At 69.1% G+C, this 16,076-nt stretch carries 11 protein-coding genes; 5 read left to right on the top strand and 6 right to left on the bottom strand.

Annotated elements, in window-relative coordinates:
• Positions 1–15: 15 nt before the first annotated feature.
• Positions 16–3,492, top strand: coding sequence for a double-strand break repair helicase AddA (gene addA, locus MKK51_RS00370; protein ID WP_243974290.1), 3,477 nt, complete (start codon positions 16–18; stop codon positions 3,490–3,492).
• Here addA and MKK51_RS00365 read toward each other — a convergent pair.
• The gene (locus tag MKK51_RS00365) at positions 3,476–4,750 is read right to left on the bottom strand and encodes a PQQ-dependent sugar dehydrogenase (RefSeq protein ID WP_243974289.1); all 1,275 of its coding nucleotides are present in this window, start codon (positions 4,748–4,750) and stop codon (positions 3,476–3,478) included. The two genes, addA and MKK51_RS00365, sit on opposite strands and share 17 nt — an antisense overlap.
• 378 nt (positions 4,751–5,128) lie before the next feature.
• On the opposite strand from MKK51_RS00365, the gene trxA reads away from it, so the two are divergent.
• Positions 5,129–5,449 (top strand): thioredoxin, encoded by a 321-nt coding sequence (trxA, locus tag MKK51_RS00360; RefSeq protein WP_027170765.1) that lies wholly within the window; start codon positions 5,129–5,131, stop codon positions 5,447–5,449.
• A gap of 172 nt (positions 5,450–5,621) precedes the next feature.
• Here trxA and MKK51_RS00355 read toward each other — a convergent pair whose 3' ends face one another.
• The 4 genes from MKK51_RS00355 to trpA all read right to left on the bottom strand — a co-directional run bounded on the left by MKK51_RS00355 (position 5,622) and on the right by trpA (position 9,906).
• Complete coding sequence (locus MKK51_RS00355; RefSeq protein WP_243974287.1) at positions 5,622–6,443, bottom strand: outer membrane protein; 822 nt, start codon at positions 6,441–6,443, stop codon at positions 5,622–5,624.
• 308 nt (positions 6,444–6,751) lie between these two features.
• On the bottom strand, positions 6,752–8,077 hold the full coding sequence (locus tag MKK51_RS00350) for a bifunctional folylpolyglutamate synthase/dihydrofolate synthase (RefSeq protein ID WP_243974285.1): 1,326 nt from the start codon (positions 8,075–8,077) through the stop codon (positions 6,752–6,754).
• Positions 8,078–8,105: 28 nt separating this feature from the next.
• Complete coding sequence (gene accD, locus MKK51_RS00345) at positions 8,106–9,008, bottom strand: acetyl-CoA carboxylase, carboxyltransferase subunit beta (RefSeq protein ID WP_243974284.1); 903 nt, start codon at positions 9,006–9,008, stop codon at positions 8,106–8,108.
• 82 nt (positions 9,009–9,090) lie between these two features.
• The gene (trpA, locus tag MKK51_RS00340; RefSeq protein ID WP_243974283.1) at positions 9,091–9,906 is read right to left on the bottom strand and encodes a tryptophan synthase subunit alpha; all 816 of its coding nucleotides are present in this window, start codon (positions 9,904–9,906) and stop codon (positions 9,091–9,093) included.
• Positions 9,907–10,261: 355 nt separating this feature from the next.
• Between trpA and MKK51_RS00335 the strand changes: the two genes are divergently transcribed.
• The 3 genes from MKK51_RS00335 to gluQRS all read left to right on the top strand — a co-directional run bounded on the left by MKK51_RS00335 (position 10,262) and on the right by gluQRS (position 13,538).
• A complete protein-coding gene (locus MKK51_RS00335) occupies positions 10,262–12,325 on the top strand; it encodes an ATP-binding protein (RefSeq protein ID WP_243974282.1) in 2,064 nt (687 codons plus the stop codon).
• 89 nt (positions 12,326–12,414) lie between these two features.
• Complete coding sequence (locus MKK51_RS00330) at positions 12,415–12,675, top strand: hypothetical protein (RefSeq protein WP_243974281.1); 261 nt, start codon at positions 12,415–12,417, stop codon at positions 12,673–12,675.
• Positions 12,672–13,538 carry a tRNA glutamyl-Q(34) synthetase GluQRS gene (gene gluQRS, locus MKK51_RS00325; RefSeq protein WP_243974280.1) on the top strand — a complete coding sequence of 289 codons (867 nt, stop codon included), beginning with the start codon at positions 12,672–12,674 and terminating at the stop codon, positions 13,536–13,538. The genes MKK51_RS00330 and gluQRS overlap by 4 nt, the downstream gene beginning before the upstream one ends.
• Positions 13,539–13,549: 11 nt before the next feature.
• Here the strand turns inward: gluQRS and MKK51_RS00320 are convergent, their stop codons facing one another.
• Complete coding sequence (locus tag MKK51_RS00320) at positions 13,550–15,520, bottom strand: M23 family metallopeptidase (protein ID WP_279600898.1); 1,971 nt, start codon at positions 15,518–15,520, stop codon at positions 13,550–13,552.
• Positions 15,521–16,076 lie beyond the last annotated feature (556 nt).

Raw genomic sequence — 16,076 nt, 5'->3', positions numbered from 1 at the left:
CCCGGAGCAGACAGGTTGCCCTTCGTCGTCGACGATCTCACCAAGGCGAGCCAGCGCCGCGCCGCCGATCCCCTGGCCTCGGCCTGGGTCTCCGCCAATGCGGGAGCGGGAAAGACGAAGGTCCTCACCGACCGGGTGGTGCGCCTGCTGCTGAACGGGGCGCCCCCCGCCCGCATCCTCTGCCTCACCTTCACCAAGGCGGCCGCGGCGAACATGTCGATCCGGGTGTTCCGGACGCTGGGCCGCTGGGTCACCCTGGACGATGCCGCGCTCACCGCCGAACTCACCGAACTCACCGGCGAGGCTCCGGCGCGCCGGACCCTGAAGGCGGCGCGTCGTCTGTTCGCCCGTGCCGTGGAGACGCCGGGCGGCCTCAAGATCGAGACCCTCCACGCCCTCTGCGAGCGGCTCCTGCACATGTTCCCGTTCGAGGCCAACGTGCCCGCCCGCTTCCAGGTGCTCGACGAGAATCAGGCCGCCGACCTGTTCGCGGCCGAGACCGACCGGGTCCTCGCCCTGGCGATGACCGGCCGGAACCCCGATCTGCGGTCCGCCTGGGACCGGGTCGGCCCGGAGGCCACGGGCGATACGCTCCGCGCGATCCTGCGCGCGGCCATGCGGGCGCAGTCCACGTTCGACGGGGCGGACGGTCTCGCCGGCCCCATCGCCGCCCTGTCGCGCTCCCTCGGCCTTTCCGCCGGCGAGACGGCCGATACGGTCCTCGACCGCATCCTCACCGGGGGGCTCGACGATTGGAGCGGCGTTGCCCAGCGCCTTCGCACGGGAAAATCCACCGATGAGGGGCTCGCCGACAGGTTGGTCGCCGCGGAGGCGACCCGTGAGGCCGCCGCCCGGCTCGACCTCTACCGGTCGGTGTTCTTCACCGAGAAGGGCACGCCGAAGGCGGACCGGAGCCTCGGAACGAAGGACGTTCCGGGAGAGGTGAAGGAGGCGCTCCTCTCCGAGCGCGACCGGCTCGATCCCCTGTTCGACACCTTGCGCGCGGCCAAGGCCCTGGAGCGGACGCAGGCCCTCTTCGTCCTCGCCACCGAGATCCACCGCCGCGTCGAGCGTCAGAAGGCGCGCCTCGGCGCCCTCGATTTCGACGACCTGATCCACAAGGCCCTCGATCTGCTCTCGCGGGTGGACGCCGCCTGGGTCCTGTACAAGCTCGACCGCGGCATCGATCACGTCCTCGTGGACGAGGCCCAGGACACGAACCCGCGCCAATGGGACATCCTGCGCCGCATCACGGCGGATTTCGCCAGCGGCGAGGGCGCCCGCGAAGGGCTGCGCACGCGCTTCGCCGTGGGAGACCCGAAGCAGTCGATCTACAGTTTCCAGGGGGCGGAGCCGCGCGAGTTCGCGACCGTGCATCGCGAATGGCGCGCGGCCTCGAAGCAGGCCGGCCTCGCCTTCGAGGACGTGACGCTGAACGTGTCGTTCCGCTCGACGAAGGGCATCCTCCGCGCGGTGGACGCCACCTTCGCCGTCCCCGAGCATTACCAGGGCCTGTCCTTCGACGACGTGGCCGTGGGCACGACGCACGAGACGGCCCGGCGGGACGCACCGGGCGTGGTCGAAATCTGGCCCATCGAGGTTCCGGCGCAGGAGGAGGAGCCCGACGCCTGGGCGGCCCCCGTGGACGCACCGGAGGCCAACGCGCCCTCCATCGTCACGGCCCGCCGTGTGGCGCGGGCGGTGAAGGCCTGGACCACCACCGGCGACGAAGGCGGGCGCGTGTGGCGTCCCGGCGACGTGCTCATTCTGGTGCGCAAGCGCTCCGCCGCGTTCGAGGAGGTGATCCGCGCCCTGAAGGTCTGCGGCGTCCCCGTGGCGGGCCAGGACCGCCTGGACATCACCGCCCATATCGCCGTGAACGACCTCGTCTCGATCGGCCGCGCCGGTCTGCTGCCCGCCGACGATCTCACCCTGGCCGGCGCCCTGAAGACGCCTCTCGTCGGGCTCGACGACGACGACCTCGTCCGCATCGCCGCCCGGCGCGACGAGAGCGAGACCCTGGAGGATGCCCTGGCCCGCCACGCGGCGGCGGGCGACCCGGCAGCCCTACGCGGGCATGAGGCCCTCACCCTGTGGACCGAACTGGCGGCCCGGCATGGGCCCTTCGGGTTCTACGCGAGCCTGCTCGGGCCGCACGAGGGGCGGATGCGGCTGGTCTCCCGCCTCGGCGGCGAGGCGGGGGACGCCATCGACGTCTTCCTCATGAAGGCCGCCGAGGCCGAGCAGGCCTCCGAGGCTCCCTCCCTCGACGGGTTTCTCAGCCGCTACGACATCGCTCCGGGACGGGGCGCCAACGGCCTCACCGTCAAGCGCGACCTCGAATCCGGCCGCGACGAGGTCCGGGTGATGACGATCCATGGCGCCAAGGGGCTGGAAGCCCCCGTCGTCGTCATGATCGATGGCTGCGAACCCCTCGGGCGCAACGATCCGCACCTGCTGGCCATGCCGGGGGCGCGCGACGAGGCGTTGCCTCCGGTCTGGGCCGGGTCGAAGTCTCAGGATACGCAGGCGGTGGCCGCCGCACGCGAGGCGCATCAGGCCCGCGCCCGCGAGGAGCACAACCGTCTCCTCTACGTGGCGCTCACCCGCGCCGCCGATCGCCTGACCGTCGCGCCGTATCGCGGCCACGAGGAGCAGGGCGAGACCGCCTGGTGCGAGATGGTCCGGACGGGGTTGGAACGGGCATTCGGGCCGGGAGAAACCATCGAGGCCGCTTATGGCCCCGCGCTGCTGTGGCGGGACGGGCCGGTCCGATCCGGTGAAGCCGCGTCCTCCCCCGCTGCCGAAGACGCACCGTCGATCCCCGCATGGTTGAGGCAACCGGCGGGGTCGGAGGTCGAGGCCGCGCCGCCGGTCAGTCCCTCCGGCGCCCTCGGCGCCGCGGATGGACAGCGTGCGGTGCCGAGGCGGCAGGCCAACCCGCAGGCGCGCCGGCGCGGCATCCTGATCCACTCGCTGATCGAACATCTTCCACGCCTCGATCCACAACTGCGACCGAGCGCGGCCTCCGCCTTCGTCAAGGCGCGCGCACCGTCGCTCCCGGCGGCGGAACAGGATCGGCTGGTGTCGGATGTCCTGAAGCTCGTGAACGATCCCGCCCTCGCCATGCTCTTTGCCGGCGATGCGAGGGCCGAGGTCACGATCTCGGGGCGTGTCAGCGTCGGCGGGACCTCGCGACCGGTCTTCGGACGGGTCGATCGCCTGAGCATCCGCCCCGAACGGATCGTCGTGGCGGATTTCAAGACGAGCCGACCGCCGTCGGATCGCGCTCCCATCCCGGAAGACGAGGCGGCGCAGATCGCCCTCTACGTGGCGCTTCTGCGGGACATCTATCCGGGCCGCAGCGTCGACGCGATGCTGGTCTGGACCTCCGGTCCGGTCGTCCGCCCTCTCGGCGAGGCCGACATCGCGTCGGCGCTCGCCTCACTTTCCGCCCGTCCGGCTCACACCGCGATCACGGTGTCAGCTTGATGATCTGTCCGTCCGGGCCGTCCGTCACCGCATAGACCGCTCCATCGGCGCCGACCCTCACGTCGCGGATCCGGTGATCGAGGGGGATGCGCTCCTCGGTGACCACCTTGTCGCCGTCGAGCTTCAGCGCGACGATGCCGCCGCTCACGAGGCCGCCGACGAGGAAGGCGTCCTTCCAGGCGGGGAACAGCGTGCCGGTATAGAGCGCCATGCCGGACGGGCCGATCACGGGATCCCAGTAATAGACGGGCTGGACCGTACCGCCCGCCTGGGTCTTTCCCTCGCCGATCTTCTCGCCGCTATACTCGATGCCGTAGGTCACTTCCGGCCAGCCGTAGTTCAATCCCGGCCGGGGGCGATTGAGTTCGTCGCCGCCGCGCGGCCCGTGCTCGACGGTCCAGAGGCGCCCCTGGCCATCGAGGGCCGCGGACTGGACGTTGCGGTGGCCGTAGGACCAGATTTCGGGCTTGGCCTTCTCACCGCCCGTGAACGGGTTGTCCTTCGGCGCATTGCCGTCCGTGTCGATGCGGAAGACCTTGCCGAGGCCGCTGGTGAGGTCCTGCGCCTGGACGCGCGGTCCCTTGTCCGAGCGCTCGCCGACGGTGACGAACAGCTTGCCGTCCGGCGCGAAGACGAGGCGGGAGCCGAAATGCTTGTCGCCCTCGTAGGACGGCGTCTGGCGGAAGATGACCTTCACCTCGTCGAGACGACCGCCATCCTTCTCCTCGATCAGCTTGGCGCGGGCGACCGTCGTGCCGTTGCCCTTCTCGCGCGGCTCGGAGTAGCTGAAATAAATCAGACGGTCGGAGACGAAGCTCGGGCTCAGGGCCACGTCGAGGAGACCGCCCTGGCCTCGCGCATCCACCTTGGGCACGCCGGCGATGGGCTGGCCGACCGTGCCGTCCTTGGCGACGATGCGGATCTTCCCGCCCTTCTCCGTGACCAGCATGCGACCGTCCGGCAGGAACTCCATGGCCCAGGGGCTGTCGAGACCCTTGGCGACGACGGTGCTCTGGACCTTGGTGGCCTCGAGAGGTTTCGGCGCGCGGGTCTGATTGGGCAGCAGGGGCTTGTAGGTGGTGTTGGCGGGGGCCGTCTCGGCGGGCTCTCCGCCCGTGGCCTCGTTCTGCGGCGCCGCGAAGGACTCGCCTCCGATCCGCGGCTGAGGCGTTCCGGAATTGCCATCCTGAGCAAACGCACCGGTGCCGAGACTCAGGGCGGCGAAGGAGGCAAGCAAGGTCGGAGTGATGCGCGTCACGTGGTGATATCCTCCATGGCCGGCGTCGAGGGGACCGGCTCTTGGCCTGTTTCGGGGCTCGCGCGCCGGATGGCGCACTGGCCCGTTTGGCACCGGCTCGTCATGGGCATGCGTGCTGGGACGCCCGCCTCGAGGGTTGCCGGTCACGGTGGGAGATGGGGCGACGCGGCGGCTTTGGCGAGGGGCAGCGGGAATCATGCACGGGACCGGCTGCCGGGTCCGCCCGCGGAAGAGCGGTGGATGATGCATGCGAGAATCGAACGGCTGTCCCGCCCTTCGCATCTTACGCCTTGACCGTCCCGGTTCACGTCGCCAACTCTCGCTCTCAAGCCGGCGCAGGCATCGTCGCGCCGACCGTGGAATGTGAAAGGGATCGTGATGGCGACGGTAAAAGTGACCGACGCGAGCTTCGAGCAGGACGTCCTCCAGTCCGCCGAGCCCGTGGTCGTGGATTTCTGGGCGGAATGGTGCGGCCCCTGCCGCCAGATCGGCCCGGCCCTCGAAGAGATCTCGGCCGACATGCAGGGTCGCGTGAAGATCGCCAAGGTCAACGTGGATGAGAATCCGGGGATTGCCGCCAAGTACGGCATCCGCTCGATTCCGACCCTGCTGATCTTCAAGGGCGGTGAGCTCGCCAGCCAGAAGGTCGGCGCGGCCCCGAAGGGCGATCTCTCCCGCTGGATCCAGGCCAGCGCCTGACCGCACCCGGTCGTTCATCGTTGAAAAAGCCCGGCCTCCGAAGGCCGGGCTTTTTTCATGTCCGGTGGAGCGCAGCGGCCTGTACGGACCCATGGTCCGGAAACGAAAAAACCCGGCCATGAGGCCGGGCTTCTCCGTTTCGAGACCTGTGTCGACGTTGCGACGTATCGGCTTAGTACGAGCCGAACTTGTAGTTCAGACCGGCGCGGACGACGGCGAACTCGGTCTCGCGAGCCGAGGGGCTGAGCGAGAGGACGTTCGTGGCCGGGTTGTAGACGGAGCGGTTGCCGCGGCCTTCCTGCTCGAGGTTCACGTACAGGCCTTCCACCTTCAGCGTCACAGCCGAAGAGCGGAAGAAGTTCAGGAACGAGTCGACGGGCATGGCGTATTCGATGCCGCCGCCAGCGGTGTAGCCGGTGCGGAAATCGTCGCGGCCGGTGCCGCCGTCGCCGTAGGCGAAGCCGCCGGTGCCGTAGAACAGGACGCGGTCGAAGGCGTAACCGACGCGGCCACGAACCGTACCGAAGAAGTTCATGTCACGACCGGGAGTACGCACATCGGCGCCACCAGCGGGACCCTGAACTCCGGTGAAGCTCACAGCCGAGGCGTCGTACAGACGCGAACGGTTGCTGAAGTCGGTGTACTGGGCGTCAGCTTCGAGACCGACGACCAGACCCGAACCCGGGGTGAACTGGTAGTTGTAGCCGACCTGGCCACCGCCGACGAAGCCTTCGTTGCTGTTGCCGTTGCCGACGGACAGAACGCCGTCAGTGGCGCCCGAATTCAGCACGGAGCCGGCCGGGAGGTTGTAACGGTTGCTGTCGTTGCCAGCGTCGAAGCCGTAACCGGCGTTGATACCGAAGTAGGCACCCGTCCAGGTGAACACCGGCACCGGCACGAAGACCGGCGGCGCAGCGCGACGCGGAAGGTCGGCGGCGGTGGCCGCTGCCGTGAGGGCCGTGAAGGCCGCGAAAGACGTAAGAAGCTTTTTCATCGTTGATCCCCAGCGATTTGCCCGATCCACGATCAAACTAGTCGATTTTGGGCAGCCGAGATGTAGCGCAGGAGCCACACCCAATGTCCGATGCCACAAGTGTGGCCGGCGCGGTGAAAAACGGGGATTGTCGGGCTGTCGATCATAGGCAGGGACGCCGTCCCCGTCACGTCGGGCCGATGCCGGAGAGCCGCTCCCGGCAGGGTTGTCCCGGATAAACACTGCGTTAACTCTGCTCGCAGGGAGCGAGGACTCGTCCGGCGGGATCACTGGCATTCCTCGACCGGACCGCCTCCCGCCCGAAGTGATCAGGTCGGGGGTGTCCCGTTGGCGGTCAGGACATTGCCCGCGAGATAGAGCGAGCCACAGATCAGGATACGCGGCGGCCGTTCGAAGGCGATGTCGGTGAGGCTTTCCAGAGCGGCCTCAACGCTGGAGGCCACATAGGCGGTAAGCCCGACATCGGCGGCGATCTGCGCCACCTCCTCGGCCGGCCGCGCCGCCATCTGGCCTCCGATCGGGACCGCGATCAGGCTGCGCGCCAGCCCCACGAAATTGCGCAGGAAGCCTTCCGCATCCTTGGTGCCGAGAAGGCCCACCACCAGGATCAGCGGCACGTCGCTGCGCTCGCCGAGATCCGCCATCGCGGTCGCGAGAATGCGGCCGCCATCGATGTTGTGGCCGCCATCGAGCCAGAGTTCCGCGCCATCCGGTGCCATCTCGGAGAGGCGGCCGCGGGTGAGCCGCTGCAGGCGGCCCGGCCATTCGACCCTGTTGAGGCCGGCCTCGATGGCGGCCACCCCGATATCGCCGAAACCGGCCGCACGCAGAGCCGCGATGGCGGTGGCGGCGTTGGTGAACTGATGCCGTCCGTTGAGGCGGGGCTGCGGAAGGTCGAACAGATCGAGTTCGTCCTGGTACACGATCCGGCCTCGCTCGGCATGGACCGAGAAGTCCTGGTTCCCGACCCGGATCGGTGTCGCTCCGACCTCCTCGGCGAAGCGGCAGAGGACGGAATCCGCCTCCTTGTAATCCTGGGCGGCGATGATCGCCGGGCAGCCGCGCTTGAAGATGCCCGCCTTCTCGGTCGCCACCGCTTCCACGGTATCGCCGAGATACTCCGCATGGTCGCGTCCGATCGGCGTGACGACGGCGGCGGCGGGATTGTCGATCACGTTGGTGGCGTCGACCCGACCGCCGAGTCCCACTTCGAGCAGCAGCACGTCCGCCGGGGTTTCCGAGAACAGGAGGAAGGCCGCGGCGGTGGTGATCTCGAACACCGTGATCGGCTCGCCGGCATTGGCTGCCTCGCAGCGGGCGAGGGCGTCGGCGAGCTGGTCCTCGGGCACATAGCTGCCGCCGCCCACCGCGCCGATGCGGATGCGCTCGTGGAAGCGCACGAGATGGGGCGAGGTGTAGACATGCGCCGCGAGGCCGCCGGCTTCGAGAATCGCCCGCATGAAGGCGATGGTCGATCCCTTGCCGTTGGTGCCGGCCACGTGAATGACCGGAGGCAGCTTGCGCTCCGGGTGCCCGAGACGTTCGAGCAGGCGCTCGATCCGGCCCAGCGACAGGTCGATCGTGCGGGGATGGAGGGCCAGGAAGCGGGCCATCAGCGCGTCGGAGGAATCCATGGATCGGCTCGCCGTATCGCGTGGGGGCTCAGGCCGGCTCGACGACGGCGCCCGCGCGGGCGGGTGCCGCCGCGGGCTGGTTCATCAGCAGGCCGCAGAGTCGTGAGATCGTGTCCTTCAGCGCATGCCGGTGCACGACCTGATCGACCATTCCGTGTTCTTGCAGATACTCTGCGCGCTGGAAACCGTCGGGGAGTTTCTCGCGGATCGTCTGTTCGATGACGCGCGGCCCGGCAAAGCAGATCAGGGCACCGGGCTCGGCGAGATGGACATCGCCGAGCATGGCGTAGGACGCGGTGACGCCGCCCGTGGTCGGGTTGGTGAGCACCACGATGTAGGGAAGCTTCGCCGCCTTCAGCCGGCGCACGGCCACCGTCGTGCGCGGCATCTGCATGAGCGACAGGATCCCCTCCTGCATGCGCGCGCCGCCCGAGGCCGAAAACAGGATGTAGGGCGTGCGCTTGTCCAGCGCCGTCTCGGCGCCGCGCACGAAGGCCTCGCCCGCCGCCATGCCGAGCGAACCGGCCATGAAGGCGAAATCCTGCACCGCCAGGGTCATCGGCAGGCCCGAGACCCGACCGAAGCCGATCTTGAAAGCGTCGGGCATCCCGGTCTTGGCACGGGCGTCCTTCAGGCGGTCGGCGTAGCGCTTCTCGTCGCGGAACTTGAGCGGGTCGGCGGCCACCTCCGGCAGGGGCACGTCGATCCAGGTGCCCTCGTCGAACATCATCTTGAGGCGCGCCTGCGCGCTCATCTTCAGATGGTGCTCGGAGCCCGGAATGACCCAGTGGTTCCCCTCCACCTCCTTGTGGAACACCATCTGCCCGCTATCGGGGCATTTGACCCACAGGTTCTCGGGGGTCTCGCGCTTGAACAGGGTCTTGATCCTGGGGCGCACGACCTCCGAGATCCAGTTCATGGGTTCAACCATCGTCGACTGACCGTTCTTGAGGGAAGGGGTCTCGGATGAGCCGGGGCTCGGCTCGCGGACAGATCGTTCCGGCGTGGCTCTCTCAGGCGGTCCGGCCGCGCACGCCTTCGGCCAGTTCGCGCACCAGGGCGCTCACCGCCTCGGCGGCGTCCCTGCCGTCCACCACCGCCCGGTGGATCACGTCCACGAGCGCGGAGCCGACGACCACGCCGTCCGCGCCCTTGGCGATTGCGGCGGCCTGGGCGCCCGTCCGGACGCCGAAGCCGACCACCACGGGCAGATCCGTGTGACTGCGGATACGGCCCACCGCCTCGGCCACCCGGCCGAAATCGGGCGTCGCCGTGCCGGTGATCCCGTTGATCGAGACATAATAGACGAAGCCGGCCGTATTCGCGAGGACGGCGGGAAGGCGGCGCTCGTCGGTGGTGGGCGTCGCCAGCCGGATGAAGGCCAGGCCCTTGGCGAGGGCCGGCAGGCAGAGTTCGTCGTCCTCTTCCGGCGGCAGGTCGACGACGATCAGCCCGTCGATCCCCTCCGCGACGGCGTCGTCGAGGAACCGGTCGACGCCGTAGGCATGGATCGGGTTGTAATATCCCATCAGGATGACTGGGGTCGCGGAATCGTCCTCCCGGAAACGGCGGATGAGGCCGAGGGTCTTGACCAGGTCCTGGCCGCCCGCGAGGGCGCGCAGGGCCGCCGCCTGGATCGCCGGCCCGTCCGCCATCGGGTCGGTGAAGGGGAGGCCGAACTCGACGATGTCGGCGCCGGCCTGCGGCAGCGCCCGGAGCACCTTGAGGGAGGTCTCGGCATCGGGGTCGCCGGCCATGACGTAGGTCACGAGGGCGGCGCGGTTCTCCGCGCGGCAGCGGGCGAAGGTCGCCTCGATGCGTGTCCCCATGGAACCGGCGGTGTCCGGCTGCGAAGAGGTCTCTGACGGAGAAAGGGTCATGGTGCCTGCGTCTCGCGGCCTAGCCTCAGGGGAGGGGCGGCCCAGGTGCAAGCCGTCGCGCCTACACCATCGCGGCCTGCCCGTGAAGCGCGGCGCGCCAGGCAGGCCGGCATCGGCTATGACCATGACGTCGCCGATGCGGGGCGAGGGATGTCTCCCATCGCGGCAAGGAAGCCTTAAGCTCCTTTCGAAAGCCGTCCTTCAATCTCACATGCGAGAGACGGGACATGCGAGAAACCGGAACGGAGTGGGGGCAGGGTCATCGGAGGCGGCGATCCGCCCGTGCCGCCCCACGGAGAGGCTGATGATCACGCTGGAGGTCGCGCTCGCCCTCATCCTGTTCGCGATCCTGGCCGCGGCGAGCCTGCTTCCCCGAGGCCTGCGACGGCCGACCGGCGACCCGTCCGAGGTCGAGCGTCTCCAGGACAGCATCTGGCGGATGTCCGAGAGCGAGGAGCGCTACCGCGCCCTCGTGGAGGCGACCACCGACGTCATCGTCCAGCGGGACGCGCAAGGGCGCATCACGTTCGCCAACGAGGGATTCGGACGTCTCTTCGGGGTCGAGGCGTTGACGCTGCTCGGCTCGACGGTGGACCTCGAAATCCTGGACCAGGGACTTCGGCAGCAGCAATCCGACGGCGTCAGCCGTGTGGAGATGCAGGTGCGCCCCGTCGACGGCATTCCGCGCTGGTTCTCCTTCATCGAGACCCGGGTCACCGGTCCCGGAGGGCGTACGCAATGGCTGCGGGCGGGCTCGGACATCACCGAACGGATCGAATCCGCCCGCTCCCTCGACGAGGCGCTTCACCGCGCCGAGGCGGCCAATGTCGCCAAGTCGCGCTTCCTCGCCACCGTCAGCCACGAATTCCGCACGCCGTTGAACGGCATTCTCGGTATGGCCGACCTCGTCCTCGAGACCGGCCTCGATGCCGAGCAGCGGACCTATGTGGAGGCCGTGCACACCTCGGGTCGGGCCCTGCTGACCCTCATCGACGGCATCCTCGACTTTTCGCGGATCGAGGCGGGGCGTCTCGACCTGTCGGCGGACCCCTTCGATCTCCGGGCGGTGGTGGAGGGCGTGGTCGAGCTCCTGGCGCCCCGCGCCCAGGACAAGGGCATCGAGATCGCCATCGACGTGGCCGATGACGTGCCGCCCGAATTCATCGGCGATGCGGACCGTATCCGGCAGATCGTGGTCAATCTCGCGGGCAACGCGATCAAGTTCACCAACCAGGGCGGGGTCGGCGTCACGATCCGGTGGATCGCGCAAGAGATCGTCCTGGCGGTCTCGGATACGGGAGCGGGTATTCCCGCGGCGCGTATCCCGATCCTGTTCGAGGAGTTCGAGCAGGGCGACAACAGCGCCAGCACGCGCCACGAGGGAACCGGCCTCGGCCTCGCCATCAGCCGGCGCCTCGCTTCGCGGATGGGCGGGCGCATCGATGCGCAGTCCGTGGTCGGGCGCGGCAGCACCTTCACGGTCTCCTTGCCCCTGCCGGTCGGCGCAGAGTCGGAGACCACCGGGCCGCCCATATCCTTGCACGGCCGCAGGATCCTGATCGTCGCCGATTCCCCCTACCAGGCCCCGTTCCTCGCCCGGCGCCTGTCCCGGTCCGGCGCGTCGGCCGTGGTGGTGCCGAATGTCGGGGCCGGGCTCGATACGCTGTCGGGGGTGCCCTTCGATGCGGTGATTGCCGACCGGGCGCTGGGCGACGAGAGCGTGCGCAGGCTCGCGGCGGACGCCAGGCGACGCGGCGTGCGCTGCAGCCTGATCCTGCTGTCCCCCTTCGATCGGCGCGAGTTCGGTGCGCCGGGGGCGGCGGGCTTCGACAGCTACCTGATCAAGCCGGTCCGGGCGCGCTCCCTGTTCGACAGGCTGCTGGCACCGACCTCCTCGGTGGAAACGCCCGGCCCCGCGGCAAAGCCGGCGCCCGGAAACGGCGAGGACCCGCCGGCCAAGGACAGCCCCCGCGTGCTGCCGAGCGTCCACGTGCTCCTCGCCGAGGACAATCCGATCAATGCCCTTCTCGCCACCAGGGCTTTGGAGCGCCTCGGCGCGACGGTGGTTCTGGCGCGGGACGGGTCGGAAGCGCTGGCGCGCCTCGACCATCCCGCGTCCCGGTTCGACCTTGCCCTCATCGACATCCGCATGCCGGGAATCGATGGGTTGGAAACGGCGCGGCGCCTGCGTGCCAGCGAGGCCGAGCACGATCGTGCGCCGCTCCGGTTGGTGGCGCTCACCGCTAATACCGGCCGCGAGGACGAGTTGGCCGCGCGGGAGGCCGGGTTCGACGAATTCCTGGCAAAACCCCTCGACCTCAAGGCCCTGCCCGCGCTCCTCGAACGCCGTTCCGTCGCCGCGGCCTGAGGGGCAATTCGCGTTGACAGGGCGCGGCGAGCGAGCGAACACGGGCCATGCATGCACCAACCCCGCCACCCTCGGATGCCGCGGCATCCGTGCCGACGTCGCAGAGCCGGGATGGTCTCGTGGCCTGGGCCGTGGCGGCCCTCGTGGTGGCCACCGTCCTGATCGGCACCTTCGCGCCCTCCTCGCACGGACGTGCCGGGCATGGCTCTCCGGCGGCCGATGCGTCCTGCGCCGAATGGAGCGACGGCTGCACGGTCTGCCGACGCCACGGGGAGGAGACCGCCTGCTCCCTGCCGGGCATCGCCTGCGTGCCCAAAACACAGCTCTGCCTGCGCCATTCCGGGGGATGACCGGGACGTCCGCCGCGGTCCGCCTTCGCTTCGCGCCGAGCCCCAACGGGCGCCTTCATCTCGGGCACGCCTATTCCGCCCTGGTGAACGAGCTGTTCGCCGCGCGGCTCGGCGGTGACCCCGCCCTGCGGATCGAGGATATCGATCCGGTGCGGTCGCGCCCGGACCTGATCGCCGCCATCGCGGAGGATCTCGCCTGGCTCGGGATCGAGTTCGGCGGTTCCGTCCGACGCCAGTCCGAGCATCTTTCCACCTATCGCCGTGCCGTCGACGCACTCTCCTCGCGCGGCCTCGTCTATCCCTGCTTCTGCTCCCGCGCGGCCGTGATCGCGTCCGCCGGGCCGGAGCCGCCCCGCGATCCGGACGGGGCGCCTCTATATCCCGGCACGTGCCGCCTCCTGTCCCACGAAGAACGGGCGTCACGCATCGCCGCCGGCCGGCCGCATGGCTGGCGCCTCGACATGGCGCAGGCCCTCGCTCAGGCCCCGGGCCCGCATCGCTTCCGCTGCCTCGATGCCGATGGTACTGAAACGAGCCGTGTCGCCGATCCCGCCCGCTGGGGCGACGCTCTGATCGCGCGCCGCGACGTGCCGACGAGCTATCACCTGTCCGTGGTGATCGACGATGCCGCCCAGGCGATCAGCCACGTGGTTCGCGGAGCGGACCTGATGGCCTCCACCGACCTGCATGTCCTGCTGCAGGCCCTGCTCAGTCTTGAGGGGCCGGCCTATCATCACCACGCCCTGATCCTCGGCCCGGACGGGACGAAGCTCGCCAAATCGCGCGGCTCGGAATCCCTCGGCGATCTGAGAGCCCGGGGCGTCACCCCGGCGGACATCCGCCGCCGGCTCGGATTCGGGTGAGGGGAGGGGGCTCAGCGCGGGGCGTCGCGCTGGGCCATGGCGACGCCGGTTCGGGATTTCTGCAGGGTGCTCTCGATCTGCTCGCGCTGGCGCGTGAATTCGGTGAGCATCCGCCCGTCGAGTTCGCGTCCGCGCGGCACGCGGATCTTCATCGGATCGACGAAGTGGCCGTTGATGATGACCTCGTAATGCAGGTGCGCGCCGGTGGAGAGGCCGGTGGAGCCGACATAGCCGATCACCTGGCCCTGCCGCACCTTGGCCCCCGCCGTCACCCCACGGGCGAAGCGCGACATGTGGTTGTAGGTGGTGACGTAGCCGTTGATGTGCTGGAGTTCGACCCGGCGGCCGTAGCCGGAATCCCATTCCGCCTTGATGACGCTGCCGTTGCCGGCGGCGACGATGGGCGTGCCGATCGGGTTGGCCCAATCCACGCCGGTATGGAGCTTGGCATAGCCGAGGATCGGATGGCGCCGGTAACCGAAGCCCGAGCGCATGATGCCGTCGGCGATGGGCTTGCGGATGAGGAATTTTTTGAGGGAGCGGCCCTGCTCGTCGAGATAGTCGATGGAGCCGTCGTCCGGCGACTGGAAGCGGTAGACCTTTCGCACCTCTCCGCCGAGGTTGAGCGACGCGTAAAGCAGTTCCGGTCGGTCGAGGGCGGCCTGACCGCCGTCCTCGTCGTATGTATAGAAGACGTCGAGACTGTCGCCGTTCGAGATCCGGCGTTGGAAGTCGATATCGTAGCTGAAGATCCGCACGAGATCTTCCACCGTCGCGCGCGGCAGGTCATGCCGTGCCGCCGTCTCGTAGAGGCTCTGATAGAGGCGGGGGCCCGAACCGCCATCCTCGTCCTCGTCGTCATCGCCGGAGTCCGGCGCGGCGGGTGCCTTGCGCGCCGATTTGTCTTCCGCCGCCTGTGCGACGGAAACGAAGGCGCCGCGATCGTTGATGGCCGCGATCCCCTCGACGCCGTTCTCGCCATACAGGATGACCCGCGTCACCTGACGGGGATCCCCAGGCTTTGGACCCGGTGCGATCTGGACGCGAAACTGCTGACCTTCGGCGAGTTCGCCCACGCGCCCGCGCCCGCCGAGGGCCGCGACGATGCTCTTGATCTGCTCGTCGCTCGCCTGGCCCGTGGCCTTCAGCAGAGCGTCGAGGGTCTCGCCGCGCTTGATCGCCAGGTCGCGGTCCTCCACCAGGGGCGTCTCACCCTGCCGGAGGCTCGTCTTTGCCAGATTGGTGACGTTCTCCGGCACCACGAGGACGTCGATGGATTTGAAGGGGCTCGCATCCCCCGAGGGCGGAGCGATCCCGCCGAAATCCGGGGTCGCGATCCCCTGCTGGAGCGCCCGCGACAGCATCAGCTGCGGCGCGATGGGAAGCGCCGTGCGGCGCCCGGCCTCCGCGGCCAGCCGCTTCTCCTCCTCGACCTGCGCGGTCACGGCGTCGTCGCCGAGGGCGGGCGTGTTCGCCTCGATCGGCATCGTGGTGAGATCGCGCTTGATGACGGACACCTCCGCGCCGGGGGCATCGGCCGCGCTCGGCTCGGTCGCCCGTTCGAGGGGCTCGCTCGAGACGAACTTCATCGGATCAAAGCGCGGCACCTCGGCGGAGAAGACGCCCGTGGACATGGACAAAGCCGTCGAGACCCGCACGAAAGGCCGGACCTTGATGATCTCGCGGTCTCCGAGGCGCACGGTGACGGGCGAGCGGAAGGTCTGTTTGGCGGAGGCGATCATCAGGTTGCGGACGAGGCGGTCGCCCTTGCGCGCGATGTTCGCGACGTCGTCGCTGGGAGCGGAGCGGACCATGATCTCCGCATGTTCCGGAACCGCCGCGAAGGAGACGTCGCCCTGGAGGGAGACGTAGATTGCGGCGCCGATGAGTCCCGCCCCGGTCAGCCCGGTCAACGCGCTCGCGCAGAGCCAGCGCAGATTGACCTCACGGCGATCGATCTGGGCGGAATCGGTGAGGAACAGATCGAGGGGCGCGTCCGTGGTCCGGCCCGGATGAGTGTCGGTGCTGTTCGTCGGAGCTCCGATCTTGAGCCGGCCGCGCGCCACGGTGTTCCCTCGCAAGCGTATCTCTTCTTCTTCAGAGGGCCGGATCTCGATCGGCGAGGAACGGCGCACCATGAGCGACGGCCGATGGTATCGGTCGAAGGGCGACATGTCGAAGTCGAGCATGTCGACATTGAGGCGTTTTGGGCGCGGGCGCCGCTCCATGCCTTCACGTGAGCGCGGGCGACGAGGAGACCGTCGGGCGAAGTCCGGCTTTGGATTTTTACGTCAGGCGGTCGCGCGCGCGCCGTGTCTCACGTTTCTGTCGGCCGAGACGTGGGCGGCGGGGCGGGGAATCCTCGTTTGCCGGCCACGAGTTATGTTCCCTTGTCATGTGCTTGCCGCGAAAAGTCGCGTGACCTGTCCTTTTTGCATTGACGGTTGGGTGAGGGGCTTCTAGAAGCTTGTTCATCGGCGGGCGCCGGCGGGGACTTCGGGTCGGCGGCCTCGAGGTGTTGTCTTTTACGACAGCGCG

This window comes from Methylobacterium sp. E-045, assembly GCF_022829685.1.
Taxonomy (GTDB): Bacteria; Pseudomonadota; Alphaproteobacteria; order Rhizobiales; family Beijerinckiaceae; genus Methylobacterium.
This window is presented reverse-complemented; position numbering and strand designations above follow the sequence as displayed.

Coding starts and splice junctions, on each gene's coding strand:
- trxA (WP_027170765.1), top strand. CDS start 5,129: ATGGCGACGGTAAAAGTGACCGACGCGAGCTTCGAGCAGGACGTCCTC.
- MKK51_RS00355 (WP_243974287.1), bottom strand. CDS start 6,443: ATGAAAAAGCTTCTTACGTCTTTCGCGGCCTTCACGGCCCTCACGGCA.
- MKK51_RS00350 (WP_243974285.1), bottom strand. CDS start 8,077: ATGGATTCCTCCGACGCGCTGATGGCCCGCTTCCTGGCCCTCCATCCC.
- accD (WP_243974284.1), bottom strand. CDS start 9,008: ATGGTTGAACCCATGAACTGGATCTCGGAGGTCGTGCGCCCCAGGATC.
- trpA (WP_243974283.1), bottom strand. CDS start 9,906: ATGGGGACACGCATCGAGGCGACCTTCGCCCGCTGCCGCGCGGAGAAC.
- MKK51_RS00335 (WP_243974282.1), top strand. CDS start 10,262: ATGATCACGCTGGAGGTCGCGCTCGCCCTCATCCTGTTCGCGATCCTG.
- gluQRS (WP_243974280.1), top strand. CDS start 12,672: ATGACCGGGACGTCCGCCGCGGTCCGCCTTCGCTTCGCGCCGAGCCCC.